Source organism: Bacteroides stercorirosoris (assembly GCF_900142015.1).
Classification (GTDB): domain Bacteria; phylum Bacteroidota; class Bacteroidia; order Bacteroidales; family Bacteroidaceae; genus Bacteroides; species Bacteroides stercorirosoris.
Genome location: NZ_FQZN01000030.1, coordinates 16633 through 39546 on the forward strand (window position 1 = coordinate 16633; position 22914 = coordinate 39546).

20 protein-coding genes are annotated in these 22914 nt (G+C 44.4%); 9 read left to right on the forward strand and 11 right to left on the reverse strand.

What is annotated here, in order from left to right; translation table 11 throughout:
- Positions 1-8: 8 nt before the first annotated feature.
- From BUC01_RS19180 to BUC01_RS19205, 6 genes are all read right to left on the reverse strand, one after another.
- The gene (locus BUC01_RS19180) at positions 9-1169 is read right to left on the reverse strand and encodes a sodium ion-translocating decarboxylase subunit beta (protein WP_025832493.1); all 1161 of its coding nucleotides are present in this window, start codon (positions 1167-1169) and stop codon (positions 9-11) included.
- Between the two features lies 1 nt (position 1170).
- Positions 1171-1596 carry a biotin/lipoyl-containing protein gene (locus BUC01_RS19185; RefSeq protein WP_044534374.1) on the reverse strand — a complete coding sequence of 142 codons (426 nt, stop codon included), beginning with the start codon at positions 1594-1596 and terminating at the stop codon, positions 1171-1173.
- Between the two features lie 22 nt (positions 1597-1618).
- Complete coding sequence (locus BUC01_RS19190; protein WP_073314548.1) at positions 1619-2551, reverse strand: OadG family transporter subunit; 933 nt, start codon at positions 2549-2551, stop codon at positions 1619-1621.
- Between the two features lie 92 nt (positions 2552-2643).
- Positions 2644-4197 (reverse strand): acyl-CoA carboxylase subunit beta, encoded by a 1554-nt coding sequence (locus BUC01_RS19195; protein ID WP_025832495.1) that lies wholly within the window; start codon positions 4195-4197, stop codon positions 2644-2646.
- A gap of 44 nt (positions 4198-4241) precedes the next feature.
- Entirely contained in the window at positions 4242-4652 is a 411-nt protein-coding gene (mce, locus tag BUC01_RS19200) for a methylmalonyl-CoA epimerase (RefSeq protein ID WP_025832497.1), read from the reverse strand.
- A 144-nt stretch (positions 4653-4796) separates the two neighbouring features.
- A complete protein-coding gene (locus BUC01_RS19205; protein WP_025832499.1) occupies positions 4797-7208 on the reverse strand; it encodes a TonB-dependent receptor in 2412 nt (803 codons plus the stop codon).
- Positions 7209-7566: 358 nt separating this feature from the next.
- Between BUC01_RS19205 and coaW the strand changes: the two genes are divergently transcribed.
- Positions 7567-8394, forward strand: coding sequence for a type II pantothenate kinase (coaW, locus tag BUC01_RS19210; protein ID WP_025832501.1), 828 nt, complete (start codon positions 7567-7569; stop codon positions 8392-8394).
- A gap of 578 nt (positions 8395-8972) precedes the next feature.
- Positions 8973-9347: a T9SS type A sorting domain-containing protein gene (locus BUC01_RS19215; RefSeq protein WP_139261893.1), complete on the forward strand. Its 375-nt coding sequence runs from the start codon at positions 8973-8975 to the stop codon at positions 9345-9347.
- A gap of 106 nt (positions 9348-9453) precedes the next feature.
- Here BUC01_RS19215 and BUC01_RS19220 read toward each other — a convergent pair whose 3' ends face one another.
- Entirely contained in the window at positions 9454-10725 is a 1272-nt protein-coding gene (locus BUC01_RS19220; RefSeq protein WP_025832505.1) for an ATP-binding protein, read from the reverse strand.
- Between the two features lie 801 nt (positions 10726-11526).
- Here BUC01_RS19220 and rpsA point away from each other — a divergent pair.
- The 6 genes from rpsA (at position 11527) to BUC01_RS19250 (ending at position 16304) form a co-directional block, all read left to right on the forward strand.
- Complete coding sequence (gene rpsA, locus BUC01_RS19225) at positions 11527-13323, forward strand: 30S ribosomal protein S1 (RefSeq protein WP_044264685.1); 1797 nt, start codon at positions 11527-11529, stop codon at positions 13321-13323.
- Between the two features lie 159 nt (positions 13324-13482).
- Complete coding sequence (locus BUC01_RS19230; protein ID WP_025832507.1) at positions 13483-14397, forward strand: ribonuclease Z; 915 nt, start codon at positions 13483-13485, stop codon at positions 14395-14397.
- Between the two features lie 72 nt (positions 14398-14469).
- On the forward strand, positions 14470-14790 hold the full coding sequence (locus BUC01_RS19235) for a T9SS type A sorting domain-containing protein (RefSeq protein ID WP_025832508.1): 321 nt from the start codon (positions 14470-14472) through the stop codon (positions 14788-14790).
- Positions 14791-14810: 20 nt separating this feature from the next.
- Complete coding sequence (locus BUC01_RS19240; protein WP_025832510.1) at positions 14811-15365, forward strand: RNA polymerase sigma factor; 555 nt, start codon at positions 14811-14813, stop codon at positions 15363-15365.
- 48 nt (positions 15366-15413) lie between these two features.
- Positions 15414-15791: a hypothetical protein gene (locus BUC01_RS19245; protein WP_025832512.1), complete on the forward strand. Its 378-nt coding sequence runs from the start codon at positions 15414-15416 to the stop codon at positions 15789-15791.
- Between the two features lie 36 nt (positions 15792-15827).
- Complete coding sequence (locus BUC01_RS19250; protein ID WP_025832514.1) at positions 15828-16304, forward strand: hypothetical protein; 477 nt, start codon at positions 15828-15830, stop codon at positions 16302-16304.
- A gap of 120 nt (positions 16305-16424) precedes the next feature.
- On the opposite strand, the gene mazG is transcribed toward BUC01_RS19250, so the two are convergent.
- Positions 16425-17213 carry a nucleoside triphosphate pyrophosphohydrolase gene (gene mazG / locus BUC01_RS19255; protein ID WP_025832516.1) on the reverse strand — a complete coding sequence of 263 codons (789 nt, stop codon included), beginning with the start codon at positions 17211-17213 and terminating at the stop codon, positions 16425-16427.
- Between the two features lie 41 nt (positions 17214-17254).
- On the reverse strand, positions 17255-18313 hold the full coding sequence (locus tag BUC01_RS19260) for a DUF3810 domain-containing protein (protein WP_025832518.1): 1059 nt from the start codon (positions 18311-18313) through the stop codon (positions 17255-17257).
- A 208-nt stretch (positions 18314-18521) separates the two neighbouring features.
- On the opposite strand from BUC01_RS19260, the gene BUC01_RS19265 reads away from it, so the two are divergent.
- Complete coding sequence (locus tag BUC01_RS19265) at positions 18522-21152, forward strand: valine--tRNA ligase (RefSeq protein WP_073314550.1); 2631 nt, start codon at positions 18522-18524, stop codon at positions 21150-21152.
- Positions 21153-21283: 131 nt separating this feature from the next.
- Here BUC01_RS19265 and BUC01_RS19270 read toward each other — a convergent pair whose 3' ends face one another.
- Together BUC01_RS19270 and BUC01_RS19275 are read right to left on the reverse strand one after the other, a co-directional pair.
- On the reverse strand, positions 21284-21730 hold the full coding sequence (locus BUC01_RS19270; protein WP_025832519.1) for a hypothetical protein: 447 nt from the start codon (positions 21728-21730) through the stop codon (positions 21284-21286).
- A gap of 66 nt (positions 21731-21796) precedes the next feature.
- The gene (locus BUC01_RS19275) at positions 21797-22906 is read right to left on the reverse strand and encodes a DUF6340 family protein (RefSeq protein WP_025832520.1); all 1110 of its coding nucleotides are present in this window, start codon (positions 22904-22906) and stop codon (positions 21797-21799) included.
- Positions 22907-22914 lie beyond the last annotated feature (8 nt).

Consider the following 22914-nt stretch of genomic DNA (forward strand, 5'->3'; position numbering starts at 1 on the left):
CATATCTTTTACATTAAGAATCCCAGCAAGATACCGGCAGCTACTGCTGAACCGATTACACCTGCAACGTTCGGCCCCATAGCGTGCATCAGCAGGTAGTTGGTCGGATCATATTCCAGACCTACAACCTGAGAGATACGTGCCGAGTCGGGTACAGCAGATACACCTGCGTTACCAATCAACGGATTGATCTTATTATCTTTCTTCAGGAAGAGGTTGAATATCTTCACGAAGATGACACCTGAAGCGGTAGCAATCACGAATGACAATGCACCCAGACCGAAGATCTTGATAGAGTCAAGTGTCAGGAACTCGGAAGCCTGAGTAGAGGCACCTACCGTCAAACCTAATAAGATAGTAATCGTATCAATCAGCGGACCACGGGCAGTTTCTGCCAAACGGCGGGTTACGCCACTTTCTTTCAACAGGTTACCGAAGAACAGCATACCCAACAGAGGCAGGCCGGACGGAACGAGGAAACAAGTCAGCAACAAGCCGATAATCGGGAAAATCACTTTCTCCGTGTGGGAAACTACGCGCGGCGGTTTCATGCGGATCAAGCGTTCGTGCTTGTTAGTCAGCAGGCGCATGATAGGCGGCTGTATGACAGGTACCAGCGCCATATAAGAGTAGGCTGATACCGCAATCGCACCCATCAAGTTAGGAGCCAGTTTGGATGAAAGGAAGATGGCCGTCGGACCGTCGGCGCCACCGATGATACCGATTGCACCGGCTTGCATGGGGTCGAAACCGATTTCCAAAGCGATCATATAAGCACCAAAAATACCGAACTGGGCAGCCGCACCAATCAATAACAACTTAGGATTGGATATCAGGGATGAGAAGTCCGTCATAGCACCAATGCCCAGGAAAATGAGCGGCGGGTACCATCCGGAGGTTACTCCCTGATACAGGATGTTGAGTACAGAACCTTCCTCATAGATACCGACTTTCAGTCCGGCTTCCATATTGAAAGGAATATTACCGATCAGCATACCGAAACCGATAGGAATCAGCAGCATCGGCTCAAATTCCTTGGCTACTGCCAAGTATATGAAGAACAAACCCACCAGGATCATTACGACGTGTCCCACCGTTGCATTGGCAAAACCCGTGTACGTCCAGAAGTCGGCAAGGTTGTTTCCTAAAAATGTGATAAATTCTCCCATATTATTCAATAATTACAAGGTCATTACCTTCGAGAACGGAATCTCCTTTACTTACGTTGATCGCAGTGATTTTACCGTCTTTGTCGGCATTGATATTGTTCTCCATCTTCATAGCCTCAAGGATAATAATCGTTTGTCCTTTCTTCACTGTATCACCTACATTGACTTTAATGTCGAGGATAACACCGGGAAGCGGAGATTTTACACCTGATTTGCCAGTAGAAGGAGCAGCCGGTTTCACTACTGGGGTCGGAGCAGGAGCCGGAGTGGTAGGACGTGTTACCGGTTTAACAACCACTTTAGGTGCCTTTTCCATTTCTACCTTGTAGGGGGTACCGTTCACTTCTACATGAGCGATATTTTCGTCGATATCTCCAATGGTAACTTTATATGTATTACCGTTGATTTTATATTTATATTCTTTCATCGTTTTATCAATTTATAGGTGGTTACTTTTTCAGAGGAGTTTCACGCAATGTGTAAATCTTCGAACTCCATGGTGAATAGCTGCGTTTTACACGGGTGATAGTAAGAACGGTGTCTTCCACATCGTGTACATCGCTTTGCATCTCGTGCATGGCCATGGCAATAGCAGCAAATATCTCTCCCGGAGCTTCGCCCAGTTTCTTTTCTTTGGCTTCCTGCTTGTCAGTAATACCTTTAGCCTTCATTGCATTACGCTTGCTGAGGCTTACAGATGCTTTGCCAACAACCTTGAAAGCAATGAAAAGCAGGATCAAACCGCAAAATACTACACTCATGGCAGAAATAGACATACCGATACCATTGCTGTCATGCTCTTCGAATTTCTCCATCTTGGCATTGCTGTCGATGGTTTTGTTGTTGGTACTCGGAGTTACGTATTTCTCTGCACTACCGTCTTTAACTTCCCACTGAGAAGCAGCGTCGCTAACACGTCCGTAAGATTGATTGGTCTTCAATACTCCGGCAGGAATAGTAACTTGATCGATCAAGTTACGGCCAGAATCAAATAAGCCGATCCAATTCTCTTTTTCTGGGTCCAGTGTGAAATTGGTATGGAATGTACCACGTCTTGGTTCTCCGTCTGCCCAGAATAATGAGTGCTGACGTGGTTTTATCAAAGTCAAAACATCACCTTTGGGGATGAAGTAAGTGGAAGTGTCACCGGGTTGGCTGCTTGCCCTTAATAAGCATGCTGCGAGGTCGGCACTACCATACGATCTATTGAATATTTCAATCCATGCGCTGTGCAAACCGTAGTCGTCCTGATAATTACCTTCGTTGGTAATCAGTACTTCATTCAGCAGCAGCTTATTGTTCGATCTTTTCTCTCCGCAGGAAGAGCATACACCTAACACCAGCAGCAAGGTAAAGAATATTCCGATTTTTGTTTTATTCATATAACTTGATTTTTTGAGTTGACAAGGGAACAAGGTTACAAGTTGACAAGGCAGCCTTGTATCTTGTTTCTTGTGACCTTGTCTACTGGGTTTTACAAAGGAATATTACCATGCTTCTTAGCCGGGTTAGTCAATTTCTTAGTCTGTAACTGTTGCAAGGCACGGATAATGCGGAAACGTGTGTTACGCGGTTCAATCACATCATCGATGTAACCATACTTAGCTGCATTGTAAGGATTAGCAAACAGCTTGGTATATTCAGCTTCTTTTTCTGCCAGGAATTGAGCAGGATTTTCCTGTTCCTTGGCTTCGCGGGCATACAATACCTCAACCGCACCGGCACCACCCATTACAGCTATTTCAGCCGTAGGCCATGCATAGTTCATGTCACCGCGGAGTTGCTTACAGCTCATCACGATGTGCGAACCGCCATAAGACTTACGCAGCGTAACTGTCACCTTAGGCACAGTAGCTTCACCGTAAGCATACAGCAACTTGGCACCGTGCAGGATTACGCCGTTGTATTCCTGGCCTGTTCCCGGAAGGAATCCCGGAACGTCTACCAATGAAACGATAGGAATGTTGAAAGCATCGCAGAAACGAACGAAACGGCCACCCTTACGGGATGCGTTGCTGTCGAGCACACCTGCCAGATACTTCGGCTGGTTGGCAACGATACCTACGGACTGTCCGTTGAAACGTGCGAAACCGATAATGATATTCTTTGAGTAATCTTTCTGAACTTCGAGGAACTCACCATTGTCAACGATAGCAGCAATTACTTCGTACATGTCGTACGGTTTGTTCGGGCTGTCGGGAATGATTTCGTTCAGAGAATCTTCCAGGCGGTCGATAGGATCGGTGCAATCTACGTAAGGAGCTTCCTCCAGGTTGTTCTGAGGAATGTAGCTCAACAGTTTACGCAGCAAAGCCAAACCTTCTTCTTCAGTCTTGGCAGTGAAGTGAGTTACACCTGATTTAGTAGAGTGAACACTTGCGCCACCCAGATTTTCCTGAGTTACGTCTTCACCCGTTACAGTCTTAACCACCTTCGGACCGGTAAGGAACATATAAGAAGTACCTTCCATCATCAACGTGAAGTCAGTCAGTGCAGGAGAGTAAACAGCACCACCGGCACAAGGACCGAAGATACCCGAAATCTGCGGGATAACACCTGATGCCAGGATATTGCGCTGGAAGATTTCAGCATAACCTGCCAAAGCATTGATACCTTCCTGAATACGTGCGCCACCCGAGTCGTTGATGCCGATACAAGGAGCACCCATCTTCATGGCCTGGTCCATAATCTTACAGATTTTCAGAGACATCGTTTCAGACAGTGAACCTGCGGAAACCGTAAAGTCCTGTGCAAAGATATAAACCAAACGACCTTCGATAGTACCGCAACCGGTCACTACGCCATCACCGGGGTAGTGTTTCTTTTCCATACCGAAGTTTGTACATCTGTGCTCAACGAACATGTCCATTTCCTCGAAACTACCTTCGTCGAGCAACATGGCTATGCGCTCACGAGCTGTATATTTACCTTTCTCATGCTGTTTGGCAATCGCTTTTTCACCACCACCCATGCGTGCAGCTGTACGGCGGTCTATAAGCTCTTTAATCTTTTCAAGTTGATTACTCATTTTATTAAATATAATGGGTTAATACTATTTGCTATTTAAATGAATTATTCCGGCTTTTCGCAAAGCTCTGTCAATACACCCAAAGTTGATTTCGGATGCAGGAAAGCGATATGCAGACCTTCTGCACCTTTACGGGGAGCTTTGTCAATCAAGCGAACACCTGCGGCTTCTACTTCAGCCAATGCGTTTGCCACACCGTCTTCGATAGCAAATGCTACGTGATGAACGCCTGCACCTTTGTTCTCAATGAATTTGGCGATAGTACTTTCGGGAGAAGTCGGTTCGAGAAGTTCGATTTTAGTGTCACCAACTTTCAGAAAAGCGGTTTTAACTTTCTGGTCTTCTACAGTTTCGATGTTGTAGCATTTCAGACCCAATACGTTCTCGTAATACGGCAGGGCTTCTTCAATGCTCTTTACGGCAATGCCCAGATGCTCAATGTGTGAAATCTTCATAACTATATTTATTAATGTTGGTATAATGTCTTAATTAAAGGCATAAAACAGCACAAAGAAAGAGATTTCTTCCTTAATAAAGAAATTTTTCGTCAATTAATTATTGGATATTTGAAGTTTAGAAAGTTTTTTTTAGACTTCTGCTCAGAAGTCAAGCAGCAAGCGGACGTTGATCTGACGGGATGTCAGGTAATTGGGGACTGCAAACTGGTTATTCCGGGTATCTGTCACCCAATAATAGGAGTTGACGTTGCTGATATTTAGCAAATTGAAAATATCCACCCCCAGCCAAAGGCTGCGGATGCCGCGCGGATTTTCCCGTTCGCTGCGGTCGATGAGGCAGCGTGACATGCCTATATCCACACGTCGGTAGGGTGACGTGCGGAACACGGCGGCCTCGCGTCCGCTATGCGGAGGACCGAAGGGAAGACCTCCGGCAAGTGTACCTTTCAGGTTCATTTTCCACTTGCGGCTGCCCGGAAAATAGTCCGTAAAATAGAGTGAAAGACGGTAGCGCTGGTCGGTGGGGCGGGGGAGCCATTGTCCGTTTATTTTCTCTTCGGTCTTCATCAGAGAGAAGGTCAGCCAGGAGTCTGTTCCGGGAACGAATTCACCGAACAGTTTCATGTCGATGCCGGTGGCGTAACCTTTGGAAAGATTACGGCCGTAATAGCTGATACGCACGTTATCTATATTATAGGGAATGAGATTGCTCAATGCTTTATAATATACTTCCAATGAGAAACGGAACGGGCGGTTCATGGCACGGAAGTTATAGTCTCCGCCTGCCACAAAGTGCAGGGAGCGTTGCGAGCGGATATCGCGGTTCAGCGACACGGTGGTTATTGCGCCTACTTGTGTGGTGTCGCGGAACTCTTTATAGAATGGCGCCTGATAATAAACACCTGCCGCTACTCTCAGGGTGAAGTTCTCGTTGAATGACGGGATGAGTGCCAGGGAGGCGCGGGGGCTGAAAATGAACTCCTTGTTCCAGTCCCAGTAACTGCCGCGTACGCCGGCCGTCAGGGTGAAAAGTCCGGCGGTGGAACGGAAACGGTAAGTGTCCTGCAGATAGAAACTGTACCTTTTACTGTCCGTCTCGTTGCGGGAACGGAGGGTGTAGAAAAGTTCGGGTCCTTCGGGTGTCTGGGGGATGGAATATCCGGCGGAGTCACGCATTTCCCATTCGCGCATCCGGTCTTTGATATGTTCACGCTTGAATTCTGCGCCCCATTGCAGGGAGTGACTTTTCAGCCGATGGTGCCCGGTGAGTGAGTAACTTTGTACCTCTGCGGTGAGGTAGTTGCGGGCATGCTCCATATAAGTGCCCACACCGATGGTTTCGGAAGTTTCATCTTCGCCGGTACTTCCGTCTGTCTGGGTTCCTCCATCCAGGGCGTTCAACCAATATTGTCCGGTAATGTCGTACGTTTCCTGTTCTTTGGTGTGGAAAGCGGAGGCTTGCAGGGTGATACTATTCTGCTCATTCAGACGATAGGTGGCATAAGCGGTGCCGAACAGGGTTCGGAATAAGTCTTTTTCCTGTCCTTCAAAAAACACCTTGAATTCCCGTACATTACTTAGTGTTCCGAAGCGGGTATAGCGGTCTTCGGGCTGAAAGTTATAGCGGTTCTCCGAGATATTGCCGATGATGCCTGCTTCCCAACGTTTGGAGGGTGTCCAGTTCAGATAGGTCTGATAGTCGATGTAGCACGGGTCATATTCTCCTTTCGTGTCCAGCGTTCCGAGCAGATATTGATTGGTTTTGTAACGGATGCCATTCGTCCATGTCAGCTTTTTGCTGGCAATGCCTACATAGGCTGAGGCTCCCAGCAGGCTGACGGAAGCGCTGCCTTCCAGGCGTTCGGGCTTCTTGTAGGTGATGTCCAGTACGGATGACATTTTATCGCCATATTTTGCCTCATATCCTCCGGTGGAGAAACCGACGGACTGCACCATGTCGGGGTTGATAAAGCTCAATCCTTCTTGCTGTCCGGAACGGATGAGCAGCGGACGGTATATTTCGATACCATTCACATATACCATGTTTTCGTCGAAACTGCCACCGCGCACGTTATATTGCGAACTGAGTTCGTTGTTACTGCTTACCCCGGCTTGGGTGGCAATCACGGATTCTATGCTTCCACCCGAGGCATCCGGTGCCAGGCGGTTCTGTTTGGTTTCTATTTGCTGGATGGTTCCTGTTTGCCGCCGCCGTTCTGTTACGCTTACTTCGCCCAGTTCGAAGTTTATTGGGGGCAGGGTGATGTTCAGGCTAATATTTCCTTTCGGACTTACCAATTTTCGTTTCCGGGTCTGGTAGCCCAGCATAGAGAAGATGACCGTTACGCTGTCCCGGCTTTCAAACTTCAGTGAATACCGTCCTTTCAGGTTGCTGACTGTGCCAATAGCCGTTCCCTCCAATCGTATTGTCGCCAATTCAATCGGGTTTCCGTTGTCGTCTGTAATTGTTCCGCCTATCTTTACGCTGGTTTGGGCAAAGGCAGGTACGGAGGACGCCAGTAAGATAGCTGTCAGTAACCAAAAATGCTTCATAACTTATTCTATTAACGGAGAAATTTTCCGAAACGTATGTCTGAGGATAAAAAAGAGCTTTTAATGATGAGTCTTTATTTTTTGCTGATTGATGGGTATCGTATGTCTTACCGTATCCGAAAAACAGAACAAAACAGTCTTCTCCATACCCGGTCCATATCTGCTCCTTACCTTCCTCATACCTGCTCCACTGTTTTTATCACCGTATAGGAGCGAAGAAATTGTGGACTTGATGGGGAGCGGAAGAGTTCCTGACCAAAATGTATTGTTCCTGTTTGCGCATACAACAAAAAATGTCTGAATATGCATCTGCAATGAAACAATTTGTACCTTTGCAGTCGGATATAATATTGAAACTATGGGAATTGTAATAGGAATAGACGTTGGCGGAAGCACTACAAAGATTGTAGGAATAAACGGAGAACAGATACAGTCGCCGATGTTTATCACTGCGACTGATCCGGTGACTTCTTTGTTCGGAGCTTTCGGTAAGTATATTTATGATAACGGTATTCAGCTTTCGGATATAGAGCAGGTGATGCTGACGGGAGTGGGCAGTGCATTTGTTGACAGTCCGTTGTACGGTTTGCCTACTGATAAGGTCGATGAGTTTATTGCGAACGGATTGGGGGCACGTCATGCCACGGATATTGACCAGCTGATTGTTGTCAGCATGGGGACGGGTACTTCTTTCGTGAGAATCAATGGGGAGAAGATAGAACACATCGGCGGAATGGCAATAGGTGGAGGCACGTTGCAGGGACTTTCCCGCTTGCTGTTGAAGATGCATGATTTCAGACAGATTGCGGCGATTGCCGAGAAGGGTGATGTTACCCGTGTGAATTTGCAGATCGGGGATATTTGTAATCGTCCTTTGCCCGACCTTCCGGTGCATGCCACCGCTTCTTTGTTTGGAAAAGCGGATAGTAATGCTTCGCAAGAAGATATTGCAAAAGGGATTATTTATATGGTGCTGCAAACGATAGGTGGCGCGGCGGTGCTGTCTGCTTTCAATAGCCCTATTAAAGATTTTGTATTGATTGGTAACCTGACCAAATTCCCGCAATGCCATGAAGTCTTTCCGAATATGGAAAAGATATACGGGGTTCGTTTCCATATTCCACAGTACGCGGAGTATAGGACGGCGATAGGGGCGGCGCTGGCGTATATCAGGAAGAATGCTTGATTACGAAAATAATAATCTTGTCACTGATTTCCGTGATAAATATTCTTCACTTGGGAGGAAATCAAACTTGAAGTGTTCTTTATTTTTAGAAAGTTCTTTCTGATAAAGAAAATTATTCTACATTTGCAGATGAAGTCAGGTCTGTTATAGCGATAAACGGCAAATGTGACTTTGTATTTTAAGAAAAAACGCAAGAAGCGAAAAGTTATTATCCCCCTCTTCAGAATCTGGAAAATTCGTATACCACGGGGTAATAGCAACAGTTTCTTCATGTCTATGTTCTATAATATAGGCGTGAGGGCTGTTGTCTATCTGTGGTAAAGGCATTTTCCAGAGCCTTGAAGAGATGATAGACAATAACAGTCCTCACGCTTTCTTTATATAATAATCCCGTTGATAGAGGATAGACGGAAGAAATAAAGAAAAACACGTATGACAAACAGTACTATTGCACGTTTGTTGCTGGTGGGATTACTACTACTATTCCTGCTTGTGAGGTGCTTTCTTTTGGAGAGACGGATACTTATAAACTTATTCCTACATTTGAAACGGTCGACAAGGGGGAAAATGTATATGCCTTGAATACTTCAGAATATAATGGCATCCCTATAGGTGGTGCGTTTGTGAAGAACTATCGTGTTGTAGAACCCTTCGAAGCTTATGTTGCCAGCAAAGAACCTGCCGCCCGCGCTCCTTTGATGTATAGCATCGGCGGCGAAGGTGGTGAAATTACCGGTTTGGAAGAAATCATGAAAAAAGAAGAAGAATCTCTGAAAGTCTACACTGTTGATAATGTACTTTACATAGACAGCGACCGCGACCGGAGTATTTCTATTTATGACGTAACAGGACGTACTGTTCAAGTGGTGGAGATACATGAAGGGAACAATACGATTACTGGTTTGTCAAGCGGGTTCTATTTTCTGGAAGGAAAGAAGGTGGCTATAAAATGATATTTACTTTCAGGAGGAAAAGAAATAGGTTATCTGATTAAGTGATGTGGAAGGAGGGGATTATCCCTCCTTTCCTGTTATATGTATGCATTGGGAAATGCTACCCTTATTGTGTCTCTTTCAGCAACCACTTCCATATCGGAATAACTTCTATTTCTATATCACTGTTGGTTTGCAATATACCTTCTTCATCAAAAGTAATAATGAGGAGTCGTTTACAAGGTAATACTTTGAATAGTTTTATTAATGCATCAGTTTCACGTTCTTTAGTTTCCGGGTCTTTTATGCTGTATGATACTTGTATAGCCCATTGCTCTTCGGGAATATAGAAATCTACTTCTACTCCTTTATTATAGAAGAATACGGAGTCTTCCCTTCCGAATTGACGAATCAGACTGATTGCTACTAAGTTTTCGAGTAATGAAGTGTTTCCGTCTATCAGGAATAAATTGAGTATTCCATTATCGGTGAAATAATATTTGCTGTTACTCTCTTTCTCTGCCAGTTTGGCTGCAATATTGTTGATGCGTTGAAGTAGCCAAGCTGATTCTGTGTATTCAACATATTTTATGGTAGAAGTTGTACTGAGCTTGCTACCGGTAGTGGATACTATATTAGCTATACGGTTGAAAGATATCGGTTGTTTTACACTTTCAGCCAGCTTTTTTATCATTATCTTCAGGCCGAAAGTGTTTGATATTCCATTTCTGGCTGCAATATCTCCTAAATATATTTTTTGGTATACACTGGTGAGGTAATTCCTTTTTGCTGCAAGAAGTGCGCCTTCGGGGAAACCGCCATTATGAAAATAGTCAATAAACCGGTTCATCACGGCAGCTCTGGATTCTGTACTCAATAGAGATAGTTCGTCATATACCGTGTGGTGGACTTCCAGAAATTCCCGGAAACTGTATGGATAAACATTGATTGTGATGTATCTGCCTCCCAATGTTGTCTGTATGTCACTGCTAAGCATTTTGGCATTGCTTCCGGTGATGTATACCTTATATTTTTCATCCGCCAAGCGACGGGCGAATTTTTCCCAACCTTCTATATTTTGTATTTCGTCGAGGAAGAGAATCGGCCTTTTACCATACATTTCAAGATGCGCTTCAATAATAAGATTGAGTTCGGGTACTCGTAATCCATCTAAACGCTCGTCTTCAAAATTGATATACAACATATTGTCCCATCCAATGCCTTCGGTAAGTAACTGCTGGATGCGTTGGTAAATTAAGAACGATTTTCCGGCGCATCTTATGCCTACGAGGACATAATTCCCAAAGTCATCAAAATGGAAGTCTCTTTTGAAGACTTCATACCGCTGGACCTCTTTCTGATTGTCCAGCATGACTGATTTTAAGATTTGCTTATCCATATTGTTTAATCTATTGGATAGGAATAACTCTTTTTCATCCAATGCTTTGGATGAAAAAGATTGCTTTTTATCCAATCGTTTGGACAAAGATACCTGAAATCTCCGTAGAAAACTAATAGAACGAGCTAAAATTTATGCTTTCTTTCAAGAAAAGTGCTTGAATACTTGACTTCGGCTTTTCAATGTCGTATATTTGTATTCGTAATCTTAAACTCAGATTCAACTTTAAATTAGCATAAGAGGAGGGGCATTGCTTCTCCTCTATTTGTATCCTCCCTTTTCATATCATTTGAAATGCCACATCTTAGCTTCCCGAATGCCACAACTCAATAAGTAAAATGCCATAGCTCAGCAGGTGAAACATGTGGCATTTGGGGGATTGACGTGTGGCATTTACTTCATTAACGTGTGGGATTTAGACCGTTTGTTTGTGGTAAACGCACCATCTGTTTAAAGTAAACAGACCATCTGTTTCAGAAGCATACCAGTGATGCGATTGACTATCGCAAACCGCCGGAAGGAGTTAATAATATGTAAATCTGCTCTTGACAAGAATCCGTTTTTTTATTCACAAAGTCTCTCTTCTCAATATATACAGAACGTTTTTGCCTTATTTTCGTTCTCTATACAAAACACTCGGCCTAAGTTCCCACTACTTTTATACGAGCCGGATGTAAAAATACCGAGAAATAACAGATGGAACTTTTTGCTCTTCAAGAAAATACTACTATCTTTGCGCCCGAATTTATGAGCTAATATAATGTCTCACTCAATTAATTTTTAAACAACTTATTTTATTTAATGGAAAACTTAAAAAATGTAGCTCCTGTTGAAGACTTCAACTGGGATGCTTATGAAAACGGCGAAACCTTCGGTGGTGCCAGCCACGAAGAGTTGGAAAAAGCTTACGACAGTACGCTTAACAAGGTTAACGACCGTGAGGTAGTTGACGGAACTGTAATCGCGATGAACAAACGGGAAGTTGTTGTGAACATCGGTTACAAATCAGACGGTATCATTCCTTTGAATGAATTCCGCTACAATCCTGACTTGAAGATTGGTGATACTGTAGAAGTATACATCGAAAACCAGGAAGACAAAAAAGGACAGTTGGTTCTGTCTCACCGTAAAGCTCGCGCTACTCGCTCTTGGGATCGTGTGAACGCTGCTTTGGAAAACGAAGAAATTATCAAGGGTTACATCAAGTGCCGCACAAAGGGTGGTATGATCGTAGACGTATTCGGTATCGAAGCTTTCTTGCCGGGTTCTCAGATCGACGTGAAACCTATCCGCGACTACGATGTATTCGTTGGCAAAACTATGGAATTCAAGGTTGTTAAGATCAACCAGGAATTCAAGAACGTGGTTGTTTCTCACAAGGCTCTTATCGAAGCTGAACTGGAACAACAGAAGAAAGAAATTATCGGTAAGCTCGAAAAAGGACAAGTTCTTGAGGGTACCGTTAAGAATATCACATCTTATGGTGTATTCATCGACCTGGGTGGCGTAGACGGTTTGATTCACATCACCGACCTGTCTTGGGGCCGCGTTAGTGATCCGAAGGAAGTGGTTGAACTCGACCAGAAGCTCAACGTTGTTATCCTTGATTTCGACGATGAGAAGAAGCGTATCGCTCTCGGTCTGAAACAACTCACTCCGCATCCTTGGGATGCTCTTAACGCTGAACTGAAAGTAGGTGACAAGGTGAAGGGTAAAGTAGTCGTTATGGCTGACTACGGTGCATTCATCGAAATCGCTCCGGGCGTTGAAGGTTTGATCCACGTATCTGAAATGTCTTGGTCACAGCACTTGCGTTCTGCACAAGATTTCATGAAGGTAGGTGACGAAGTGGAAGCAGTAGTTCTGACTCTGGACCGCGAAGAACGTAAGATGTCTTTGGGTATCAAACAGCTAAAACAAGATCCGTGGGAAACTATCGAAGAGAAGTATCCTGTAGGTTCTAAGCACACTGCTAAAGTTCGTAACTTCACTAACTTCGGTGTATTCGTTGAAATCGAAGAAGGCGTTGACGGCTTGATCCACATCTCTGACTTGTCTTGGACTAAGAAAGTTAAACATCCGTCTGAATTCACTCAGATCGGTGCAGATATCGAAGTTCAGGTATTGGAAATCGACAAAGAAAACCGTCGCTTGAGCCTCGGCCACAAGCAACTCGAAGAAAATCCTTGGGATGTATTCGAGACAGTATTCACTGTAGGTTCTGTACACGAAGGTACTATCATCGAAATGCTGGATAAGGGTGCTGTTGTTGCTCTGCCTTATGGTGTAGAAGGTTTTGCTACTCCGAAACACCTCGTTAAGGAAGATGGTTCTCAGGCTCAGATGGACGAGAAACTGTCATTCAAGGTTATCGAGTTCAACAAAGATGCTAAACGTATCATCCTTTCTCACAGCCGTATCTTCGAAGATGCAGCAAAGGCAGAAGAAAGAGCTGAAAAGAAAGCTTCAAACAAGAAAGCAACTGGCAGCAAGAGAGAAGACGCTCCGTCTATCCAGAACCAGGCCGCTTCTACTACTTTGGGCGACATCGATGCTTTGGCTGCTTTGAAAGAGCAAATGGAAGCCGGAAAGAAGTAATCACTTCTATATATAAATAAGGTAAGGCGCTTGTGAATACAGGCGCCTTTCTTTTTTTCACCACAGAGGACACGGAGGTCACGGAGTATCTTTATCAGGAAGAAAAAACTCTGTGTTCTCTGTGTCCTCTGTGGTGAAATTCTGTATCTTTGCAACGTTATGGAGAAATTTGAACTACATATACTCGGCTGCGGTTCCGCACTGCCCACCACCCGCCACTTCGCCTCTTCACAAGTAGTGAATGTACGTGACAAACTTTATATGATAGATTGCGGTGAAGGATCGCAATTGCAGTTTCGTAAGTCCAGATTGAAATTTTCACGTCTGAACCACATCTTTATTTCCCATTTGCATGGCGATCATTGTTTTGGGTTGTGGGGATTGATTTCCACCCTGAATCTGCTGGGGCGTACTGCGGAATTACATATCCATTCTCCGAAGGGGCTGGAAGCTTTGCTGGCTCCGATGCTGGATTTTTTCTGCCGTCAGATGACGTATAAGGTGCTCTTTCATGAATTTGAGACGAAAGCCCCCGGAGTGATCTATGAGGATCGTTCACTGACGGTTACTACTATCCCGTTGCGTCACCGTATGCCCTGTTGTGGTTTTCTGTTTGCAGAAAAGCAGCGTCCTAATCATATAATCCGTGAGATGATTGACTTTTATGAAGTTCCGGTGTATGAACTGAATAAGATAAAGAACGGGGCGGACTATGTGACTTCCGAAGGCAAAACGATTCCTAATTCAGTCTTGACCCGTCCGTCGGACTTGCCGCGAAGCTATGCTTATTGTTCGGATACCATCTATATGCCGGAGATAGTAGAACAGATCAGAGGCGTGGACTTGCTGTTTCATGAAGCGACCTTTGCCAATGCGGATTTGCCCCGGGCTCGGGAAACTTTTCATACCACAGCCATTCAGGCGGGAGAGATAGCTAAAGCGGCAGGAGTGAAGAAACTGGTTATCGGACATTTCTCTGCCCGTTATGAAGATGAGAATGTTTTGCTCGAAGAGGCTTCAACGGTTTTTCCGGAAACAGTGCTGGCGAAAGAGACGTTGTGCCTGAATATATAAATGATAATTTTTGTTTTATCGGATTGAATGCCGTATATTTGTACGGAATAATCTGAAAACATAGGCTTATAGATGAGAAAGTTACTCTATTGTATTTTCTTTTTGTTGACTTTTTCGTCGCAGTCCGTAGCATGGGCGCAGGACGGTCGGAAGCAGGAAACGGCGCAAAAAGAGCAGCCGTCTTCTACAATCATACTGACTGTTTCGGCGGATAACCAGGTGTGCGTGCGAAACGCTGAACCCGGATCCCAAATGGAAGTCTACAATATTGTAGGCGTGAAACTTACCACGATACGCATTGACTCTACGGATGCCACGGTTCAGGTGAATTTGCCTAAAGGTTATTACATCTTTAAGATTGGAAATGTCGTGCGGAAAGTGGTAATCAAATAAACAAAACGGAATAGATACTTATGAATCCTTCCTATAATGAACGCGAAGTGCTGGGACTTCTACAAGAGGAAAGTACACAAAAGCGAGGATTTGAGTTGATTGTTGCGCAGTATAGCGAACAATTATACTGGCAGATCCGTCGTATGGTGCTTTCACATGAAGATGCCAATGATCTGCTTCAGAATACTTTCATTAAGGCGTGGACGAATATAGATTATTTTCGCGGGGATGCGAAGCTCTCTACGTGGCTCTACCGCATTGCCTTGAATGAATGTTTGACTTTTCTGAATAAACAGCGTGCTGTAACCACTGTTTCTATTGATGATGAAGATGCTTCTGTGCTTCAGAAGCTGGAAAGTGACCCGTACTTTTCGGGCGACCAAGCGCAAATGTCCTTGCAAAAGGCGTTACTGACTTTACCGGAAAAGCAGCGTATGGTATTCAATCTAAAGTACTATCAGGAAATGAAATACGAGGATATGTCCGACATCTTCGGTACATCTGTCGGTGCCTTGAAAGCCTCATACCATCATGCCGTTAAGAAAATCGAGAAGTTTTTAGAGGGAGAGGTTTAAACCTTTGCCAAGAAACGTAGTCTAACCTAACAGAAAGGAAAAAAGCTTATGAAAGAAGAAGATAACATCTTGAAGAAGGTAGGGAAAGAAAATGTTTTCCGTGTTCCTGACGGATACTTTGAAAATCTTACTTCAGAGGTGATGAGCCGGCTTCCGGAAAAGGAGACCCCTGCATTTATTAAGAAAGAACCTACGAAGTGGGAGAGGATTAAGCCGTGGTTATATATGACTGCCATGTTTGTCGGTGCAGCATTGATTATCCGCGTGGCTTCTGCTGACCGTACATCTGCCACTGACCAGATTGCGATGGACGATACGGAGACAACGGAAGTCGTTTCAGATGAATATATCAGTTCTGTGCTGGATAATTCCATGCTGGATGATTATTCGTTGTATGTCTATCTCACAGATGCCAGTGTAGAGTGATGTGAGTGCGAACAACCTAATTGTATTGAGAAGAAAATGAAGAAACTGATTGTTTTATTTATCGTAATGTGCAGTTTTACGTCCTTACTGTGGGCGATGGACGGATGTAACCAGCATTTGTCTCCGGATGAATTCCGTGCTAAACAGAAAGCGTATATCACGGAAAAAGCGGGACTGACGAAGGAAGAAGCCGCCAAATTCTTTCCTGTTTATTTTGAATTGCAGGATCGGAAGAAGCAGTTGAATGATGAGGCGTGGAATTTACTTCGCAAAGGGAAGGATGAAAAGACTACCGAGGCGCAATATAATGAGATTTTAGAAGGAGTATACGATGCCCGTATTGCTACCAACCGTCTGGAGAAAACTTATTTTGAGAAGTTCAAAAAGATTCTTCCAAGTAAAAAGATATATCTGGTGCAGCGCGCTGAAATGCGTTTTAACCGCGAGTTGCTGAGAGGTATGCACAATAAGAAAGGTGGAGAACCTCAGAAGCCGCAAGGGAAGAAAAAATAGAATACATCAGTTGACGGGAAACTTTTGACTGGTTGATGAGAATACAAGGGGACAGGGGCCATGCGGCATGATAGCGCAGCCACTTGTCCCCTTGTATTTGTTCTCAATTGCTTTTTCTTCTTATCTCTCTTGCTTTTTAGCTTCATTCCAGATTGCATCCATCTCTTCTAAAGTCATTTCTTTCAGGTTTTTGCCCTCTTTGATGGTATGTGCTTCCAGATAGTTGAAACGGCTGATAAACTTCTGATTGGTACGCTCCAGTGCATTATCCGGATTAATTTTGTAGAGGCGGGCGGCATTGATGAGGCTGAATAATACATCTCCGAACTCAGCTTCTGCCTTATCCTTATCCATATTGGCTACTTCTTCCTGGAATTCTCGAATTTCCTCTTTTACCTTGTCCCATACTTGTTCGCGCTCTTCCCAGTCGAAACCTACATTGCGGGCTTTATCCTGGATGCGGTAGGCTTTGATGAGCGAGGGTAGAGCGGAAGGAACGCCACTCAGCACACTCTTGTTTCCATCTTTTTCTTTCAGTTTCAGTTGTTCCCAGTTTTCGGAAACTTGTCCGGCGGTGTCAGCCTTTACATCGCCGAATACGTGGGGATGGCGGAAAATCAGCTTCTCGCAAAGGTGGTCGCACACGTCTTTCATGTCGAAATCACCTTTCTCCGAACCTATTTTAGCATAGAAAGCTACGTGGAGCAATACATCGCCCAATTCTTTGCAGATGTCATTTTTGTCATCCCGCATCAGGGCATCACAGAGTTCATAGGTTTCTTCGATGGTATTGGGGCGCAGGCTTTCGTTAGTCTGTTTGCGGTCCCAGGGACATTTCTCGCGAAGTTCGTCGAGTATGTCGAGGAAGCGTCCGAAAGCTTCCATCTGTTCTTTTCTTGTATGTGACATGAGGATTGAATATAAATTATTAAATATAAAATCTAAAGTTATTAATTGGGGGAGGAGGCTTTCCATGCTTCATAGGAAATGAGCAGCCCCACTACTTCGGAGTAGTTTTTACGACCGCTTTGTATTTTGTTTCCTTTCAGATACAGGTCATATATCCAGTCTTGTATGTCTCCGATGAAGGGGCTGTATTTCTCCATCCAGTATGTATGGTTCTTTTGGGATAGCTCTATGATTTCGGGGCGTATCTTATTGAAAAGTCCTTTGTATTCCTCTTCGTTCATCAACCGGCGGGCGTTGACAAGTACATGGCCTAATACGGAGAAATATCCGCAGAAGCGAATGCCTCGTGCTTGCGAACGGGTACATACCTGGTAAGCGTAAAAGTTAGCTTCCGCTTCACTGGAGATGCCTAACAGGTGTGCCAGTTCATGAGTGTATGTGGCAGGGTATTGCGAAGGAAGCAAATCGCCGTTCAAAGTGAATTCACAGAAGAAAGGCCCCATGCTTCCGGTAACTCCGACCATGGATATCAGCGGGGTGAAGAGCATTGTCTTTACCCGGGGAGATTTATGGAAAGGGCGGTGCACACCCAATGTGTCACTGATCTGATTATATCCACGAACGGTTTCCCGACGGATAAGATCTTTGTTGATGGAAGTCACGTCTGCATAAGAGGCATTCAGTTTTTCAACGTAATCATCAACAAACTCTTGAAAGTTCTCCGGGGTGTATGCGGTGTAGGGAATATGTGTGCGTTGGTAAAAATTGGGCTGGGAATAGTTTAATCCCCAGGCAAGATAGAACCAAGCATATATCCACAACAGGTATTCGATGTCATTCAGAAGAATACGCTTCCATTTTTTCTTTTGAAAACAGCGGGCATAGACAGGGTAGAGAAGTACGCCTGCAATGCTGAGAGCTATGAATAAATCTCCGATAGCAAAGGGGATTAAACGTGAGAAAGAGGATAAGCAATATGCAATGACCGGATATGCATTGTCGGCATATACTTTTCCCATAGCCGGAATAAGTTGCGTAGCCCAAATAATTAACAATAGCACACACAGTGCTATGTAACGTATCCTTTGCTTATGTTTCATTTCAAATCATATTTGAAAGGCAAAAATATACATTTATTAAATGTCACGTAGGAAAATGACGCAATATTTGTATAAATAATCCTTTATGAAGGCTATAAATTATCGTTCTCGGCACAGAAAGCGCCGGAGGGTGGTAAGATTTGAATTTAATTTAGTAATTTTGTGCCCGTTATTCGCGATACACTAATTATACACAGATTTAAAAGATATGGAATTAGCAAGTAAGTACAACCCTGCTGATGTAGAGGGAAAGTGGTATCAATATTGGTTGGACCACAAATTATTCAGTTCAAAACCCGATGGTCGTGAACCTTATACCATCGTCATCCCACCTCCTAACGTCACCGGTGTGTTGCACATGGGACACATGCTTAATAATACCATTCAAGATATTCTGGTACGCCGTGCCCGCATGGAAGGTAAGAATGCCTGCTGGGTACCGGGAACCGACCACGCATCTATCGCTACCGAGGCTAAGGTGGTGAACAAACTTGCCGCGCAAGGCATCAAGAAGACTGACCTTACCCGTGATGAGTTCTTGAAACATGCCTGGGACTGGACGGATGAACATGGAGGTATCATCTTGAAGCAGCTCCGTAAACTGGGTGCTTCGTGCGACTGGGACCGCACTGCCTTCACTATGGATGAGAAACGTAGTGAAAGTGTGCTCAAAGTATTTGTAGACCTCTACAATAAGGGGCTGATTTACCGTGGAGTACGTATGGTGAACTGGGACCCGAAAGCTTTGACGGCTCTCTCCGATGAAGAAGTTATCTATAAAGAAGAGCATGGCAAGTTGTATTACCTGCGCTATAAAGTAGAAGGCGATCCGGAAGGACGCTATGCTGTAGTGGCTACCACCCGTCCTGAGACAATCATGGGAGATACCGCCATGTGTATCAATCCGAACGACCCGAAGAACGAATGGCTGAAAGGTAAGAAAGTGATTGTACCTTTGGTGAACCGCGTTATTCCGGTGATTGAGGATGATTATGTAGATATTGAGTTCGGTACCGGCTGTTTGAAAGTTACTCCTGCCCATGATGTGAATGACTATATGCTGGGTGAGAAGTATAATCTGCCGAGCATTGATATCTTCAATGATAACGGTACGTTGAGCGAAGCCGCCGGCCTTTATATCGGTATGGATCGTTTTGATGTGCGTAAGCAAATTGAGAAAGACCTTGAGACTGCCGGTCTGTTGGATAAGGTAGAAGCTTATACGAATAAGGTAGGTTATTCAGAACGTACCAATGTAGTTATCGAGCCGAAACTCTCTATGCAGTGGTTCCTGAAAATGCAGCATTTTGCAGATATGGCACTGCCGCCGGTAATGAACGATGAGCTGAAGTTTTATCCTGCTAAATATAAAAATACATACCGGCACTGGATGGAGAACATCAAAGACTGGTGTATCAGCCGTCAGTTGTGGTGGGGACATCGCATTCCGGCATACTTCCTTCCGGAAGGGGGCTATGTAGTAGCTGCTACGCCGGAAGAAGCTTTGGAGTTGGCTAAAGAAAAGACAGGCAATCCGGCTCTCACAATGGCGGAACTCCGCCAGGATGAAGATTGTCTGGATACTTGGTTCTCTTCATGGTTGTGGCCTATCTCTCTGTTTGATGGTATTAACAATCCGGGCAATGAGGAAATTAATTACTACTATCCGACAAGTGACCTGGTGACCGGACCCGATATCATTTTCTTCTGGGTAGCCCGCATGATTATGGCAGGGTATGAGTATGAAGGAAAGATGCCGTTTAAGAATGTATATTTTACGGGTATCGTTCGTGATAAGTTGGGGCGTAAAATGTCCAAGTCACTCGGTAACTCTCCCGATCCGCTGGAACTGATTGAGAGGTATGGTGCTGATGGCGTGCGTATGGGTATGATGTTGGCGGCCCCTGCCGGAAATGATATATTGTTTGATGATGCGCTTTGTGAACAGGGACGTAACTTCTGCAATAAGATATGGAATGCTTTCCGTCTGGTGAGCGGTTGGACGATTGATAATAGCCAGCCTGTTCCGGAAGCTGCAAAACTGGCAATGGCATGGTTTGAGTCTAAGCAGAGCGAGGTTGCTGCTGAAGTAGTCGATTTGTTCAGCAAGTATCGTCTGAGCGAGGCGCTTATGGCTGTTTATAAACTGTTCTGGGATGAGTTCTCTTCCTGGTATCTTGAAATGATAAAACCTGCTTACGGGCAAGGGATTAACAGTACGGTTCATAGTGCAACGATAAGCTTCTTTGAAAATCTGCTTCGTCTGCTTCATCCGTTCATGCCGTTCATTACCGAAGAACTCTGGCAACAGATGTATGAGCGCAAGCCGGGTGAAAGTATTATGGTGTGTCCGTTGTCCATGGATAATAATGTGGATAGTGATATGGTTCAGCAATTTGAGACGGTGAAAGAAGTTATCAGTAGTGTTCGTTCCATCCGTTTGCAGAAGAATATTGCTCAGAAGGAAGCATTGGAGTTGCAGGTGGTTGGTGAGAATCCGGTTGCTGCATTCAATGCGGTCATCACAAAGATGTGTAATCTTTCGGCGTTGGATGTGGTAGATGCCAAAACGGACGGTGCCGCTTCCTTCATGGTAGGTACGACAGAGTATGCTGTGCCTTTGGGTAACATGATTGACGTGGAAGCTGAAATCTCCCGTATGGAAGCTGAACTGAAGCATAAGGAAGGTTTCCTGCAAGGCGTAATGAAGAAGCTGAGTAACGAGAAGTTTGTGAACAATGCTCCGGCTGCCGTTCTTGAAATGGAACGTAAGAAACAGGCTGATGCGGAAAGCATTATCAAATCTTTGAAGGAAAGTATTGCTGCGTTGAAGAAATAAATTTCTTAATCCGGGAATATCCCGGATTAAGTCTAAGTATAAAATAATTAGCCCTTGCAATAATCATTTATTGCAAGGGCTAATTTATTTTATGCCGGGAGTAGATTTCCGGCAGTGTTATTTAAATCGTATTATTTCTCTAATAAGTCTTTCAAGAAAGCGTCCAATTCTTCATCCAGGCCTTTCAACAATTCCTCGTTAACGAGCAACGTATCGTCGTCCATTAACAGCAATTCGGCAACTGTTTCTTTTTCATCATCCACCAATACGAATGAGTAAGGTTTCAAGATGGTCAATCTGTCAAAGTCACCGCCATTCTTCATATTATTGAGCAAGTTGGAGAGTGTACGTTCTACATTTTCATAGAAGTCATCTCCGTCATAAGTCATCCATTCCTCAATAGCTATGTTTGCCAGTTCTTCATCTTCATCATCGAATATGGTCAACTCACCGGAATTCTGATTTGCTTGCAGATGAATGTCGGTCACAATGGTTTGCTCACAGCCGCAGGTGTACTTGCTGACTGATTGTCTGATAGTCGTTTCGAGGAGCGATAATGATGCTTGGCTCAGTTTCATAATAGATATTCTTTCTTAATGGATGTTCAAAGGTATAAAAAAAATAATAACCCCTGCATCATTTGGCTAAAAATCATTCTTAAATCGTTGCATTTGGGCGTTTAGACGGGTCATTCCTTCTTTTCGTTCCTGCAATGCGTTTAAATAACGGGTCACAGCCAGGTAATTGGGGACATCGCTGAAATCTACGGTGGACTGATTTTTCTTCTCTTCTATTTTGTCTATTTCGAAAGCTACTTTTTGTGCTTTCAATGCCCATTCTTCCGCCTTATAGATGCTATCTTGCATTTCATATCCTAATGCTACGTTGTAGGCTGCATACATTTTCTGTTTCCCTTTTTTCTTCTTTTCATAAGTCTGTTTCCAGAGTTCGATGGCCTGTTCCCAGTTGTTTTCACGCACGAAGACAGCGGCATCGCGCATATTTACGGAACCTCCTGTGAACAGATAACGGTTAGCTGTTGTCCAGTAAGGCAACAGATGCTTGACAGGAATTACTCCGGCAAATTCGGATGCTTCTTTCAGCATATTCTCATCAGTGATAAGTCCTGAACTTGCTGAAGTCATATTGGAACTCGTATGGTCCCAGAATATGCTGTCGTTAGCACTGACGGTTACCATCGGGCCGGTTCGCTGGGGCAGATATACTTTTACGGTAGGATATACTTTGACGTCTAAGGTTCCTACGTACATTCTCCAGTCCGGAAAAAACTCAATTTTACGTAAGGAACGTATTTGTACGTTTTCCAAGGCTATGAGGAAGTCCACTGCCAGATTTTCGGTAAGTTCTTCTACTTCGTCCTTGCTGAGGGTGCTCTCGCGTGGAATCATATCATTGGCACGCAGGGCGGAGTCACAAATGACAACTTCGTCGAAGTAATTCTCATGTGCAAGTGCCTCGGCCAGCGATTCCGTAGCTATTTGGGCATTCCCGTTGAAATACCCTGTCTTGCGTGCCACTTCCGTCTGGTCTTTTTTCTTTTCGCCCGTTTCTTCTACTATCAGTTGATTGTCCGGAATAGGCGGCATATTATTCACTACGGCTACACGTCTGAGACTGGATGGAAAGCTAACTTCCGCCGGCAGCATATAGTCGATGGACAGTTGCTCTACGCTTTGGCAACCGCCCAAAAGCAGGGAACAGCAAAGCAACAGGAAGTACGAATATTTAGTCATAAGCTTAT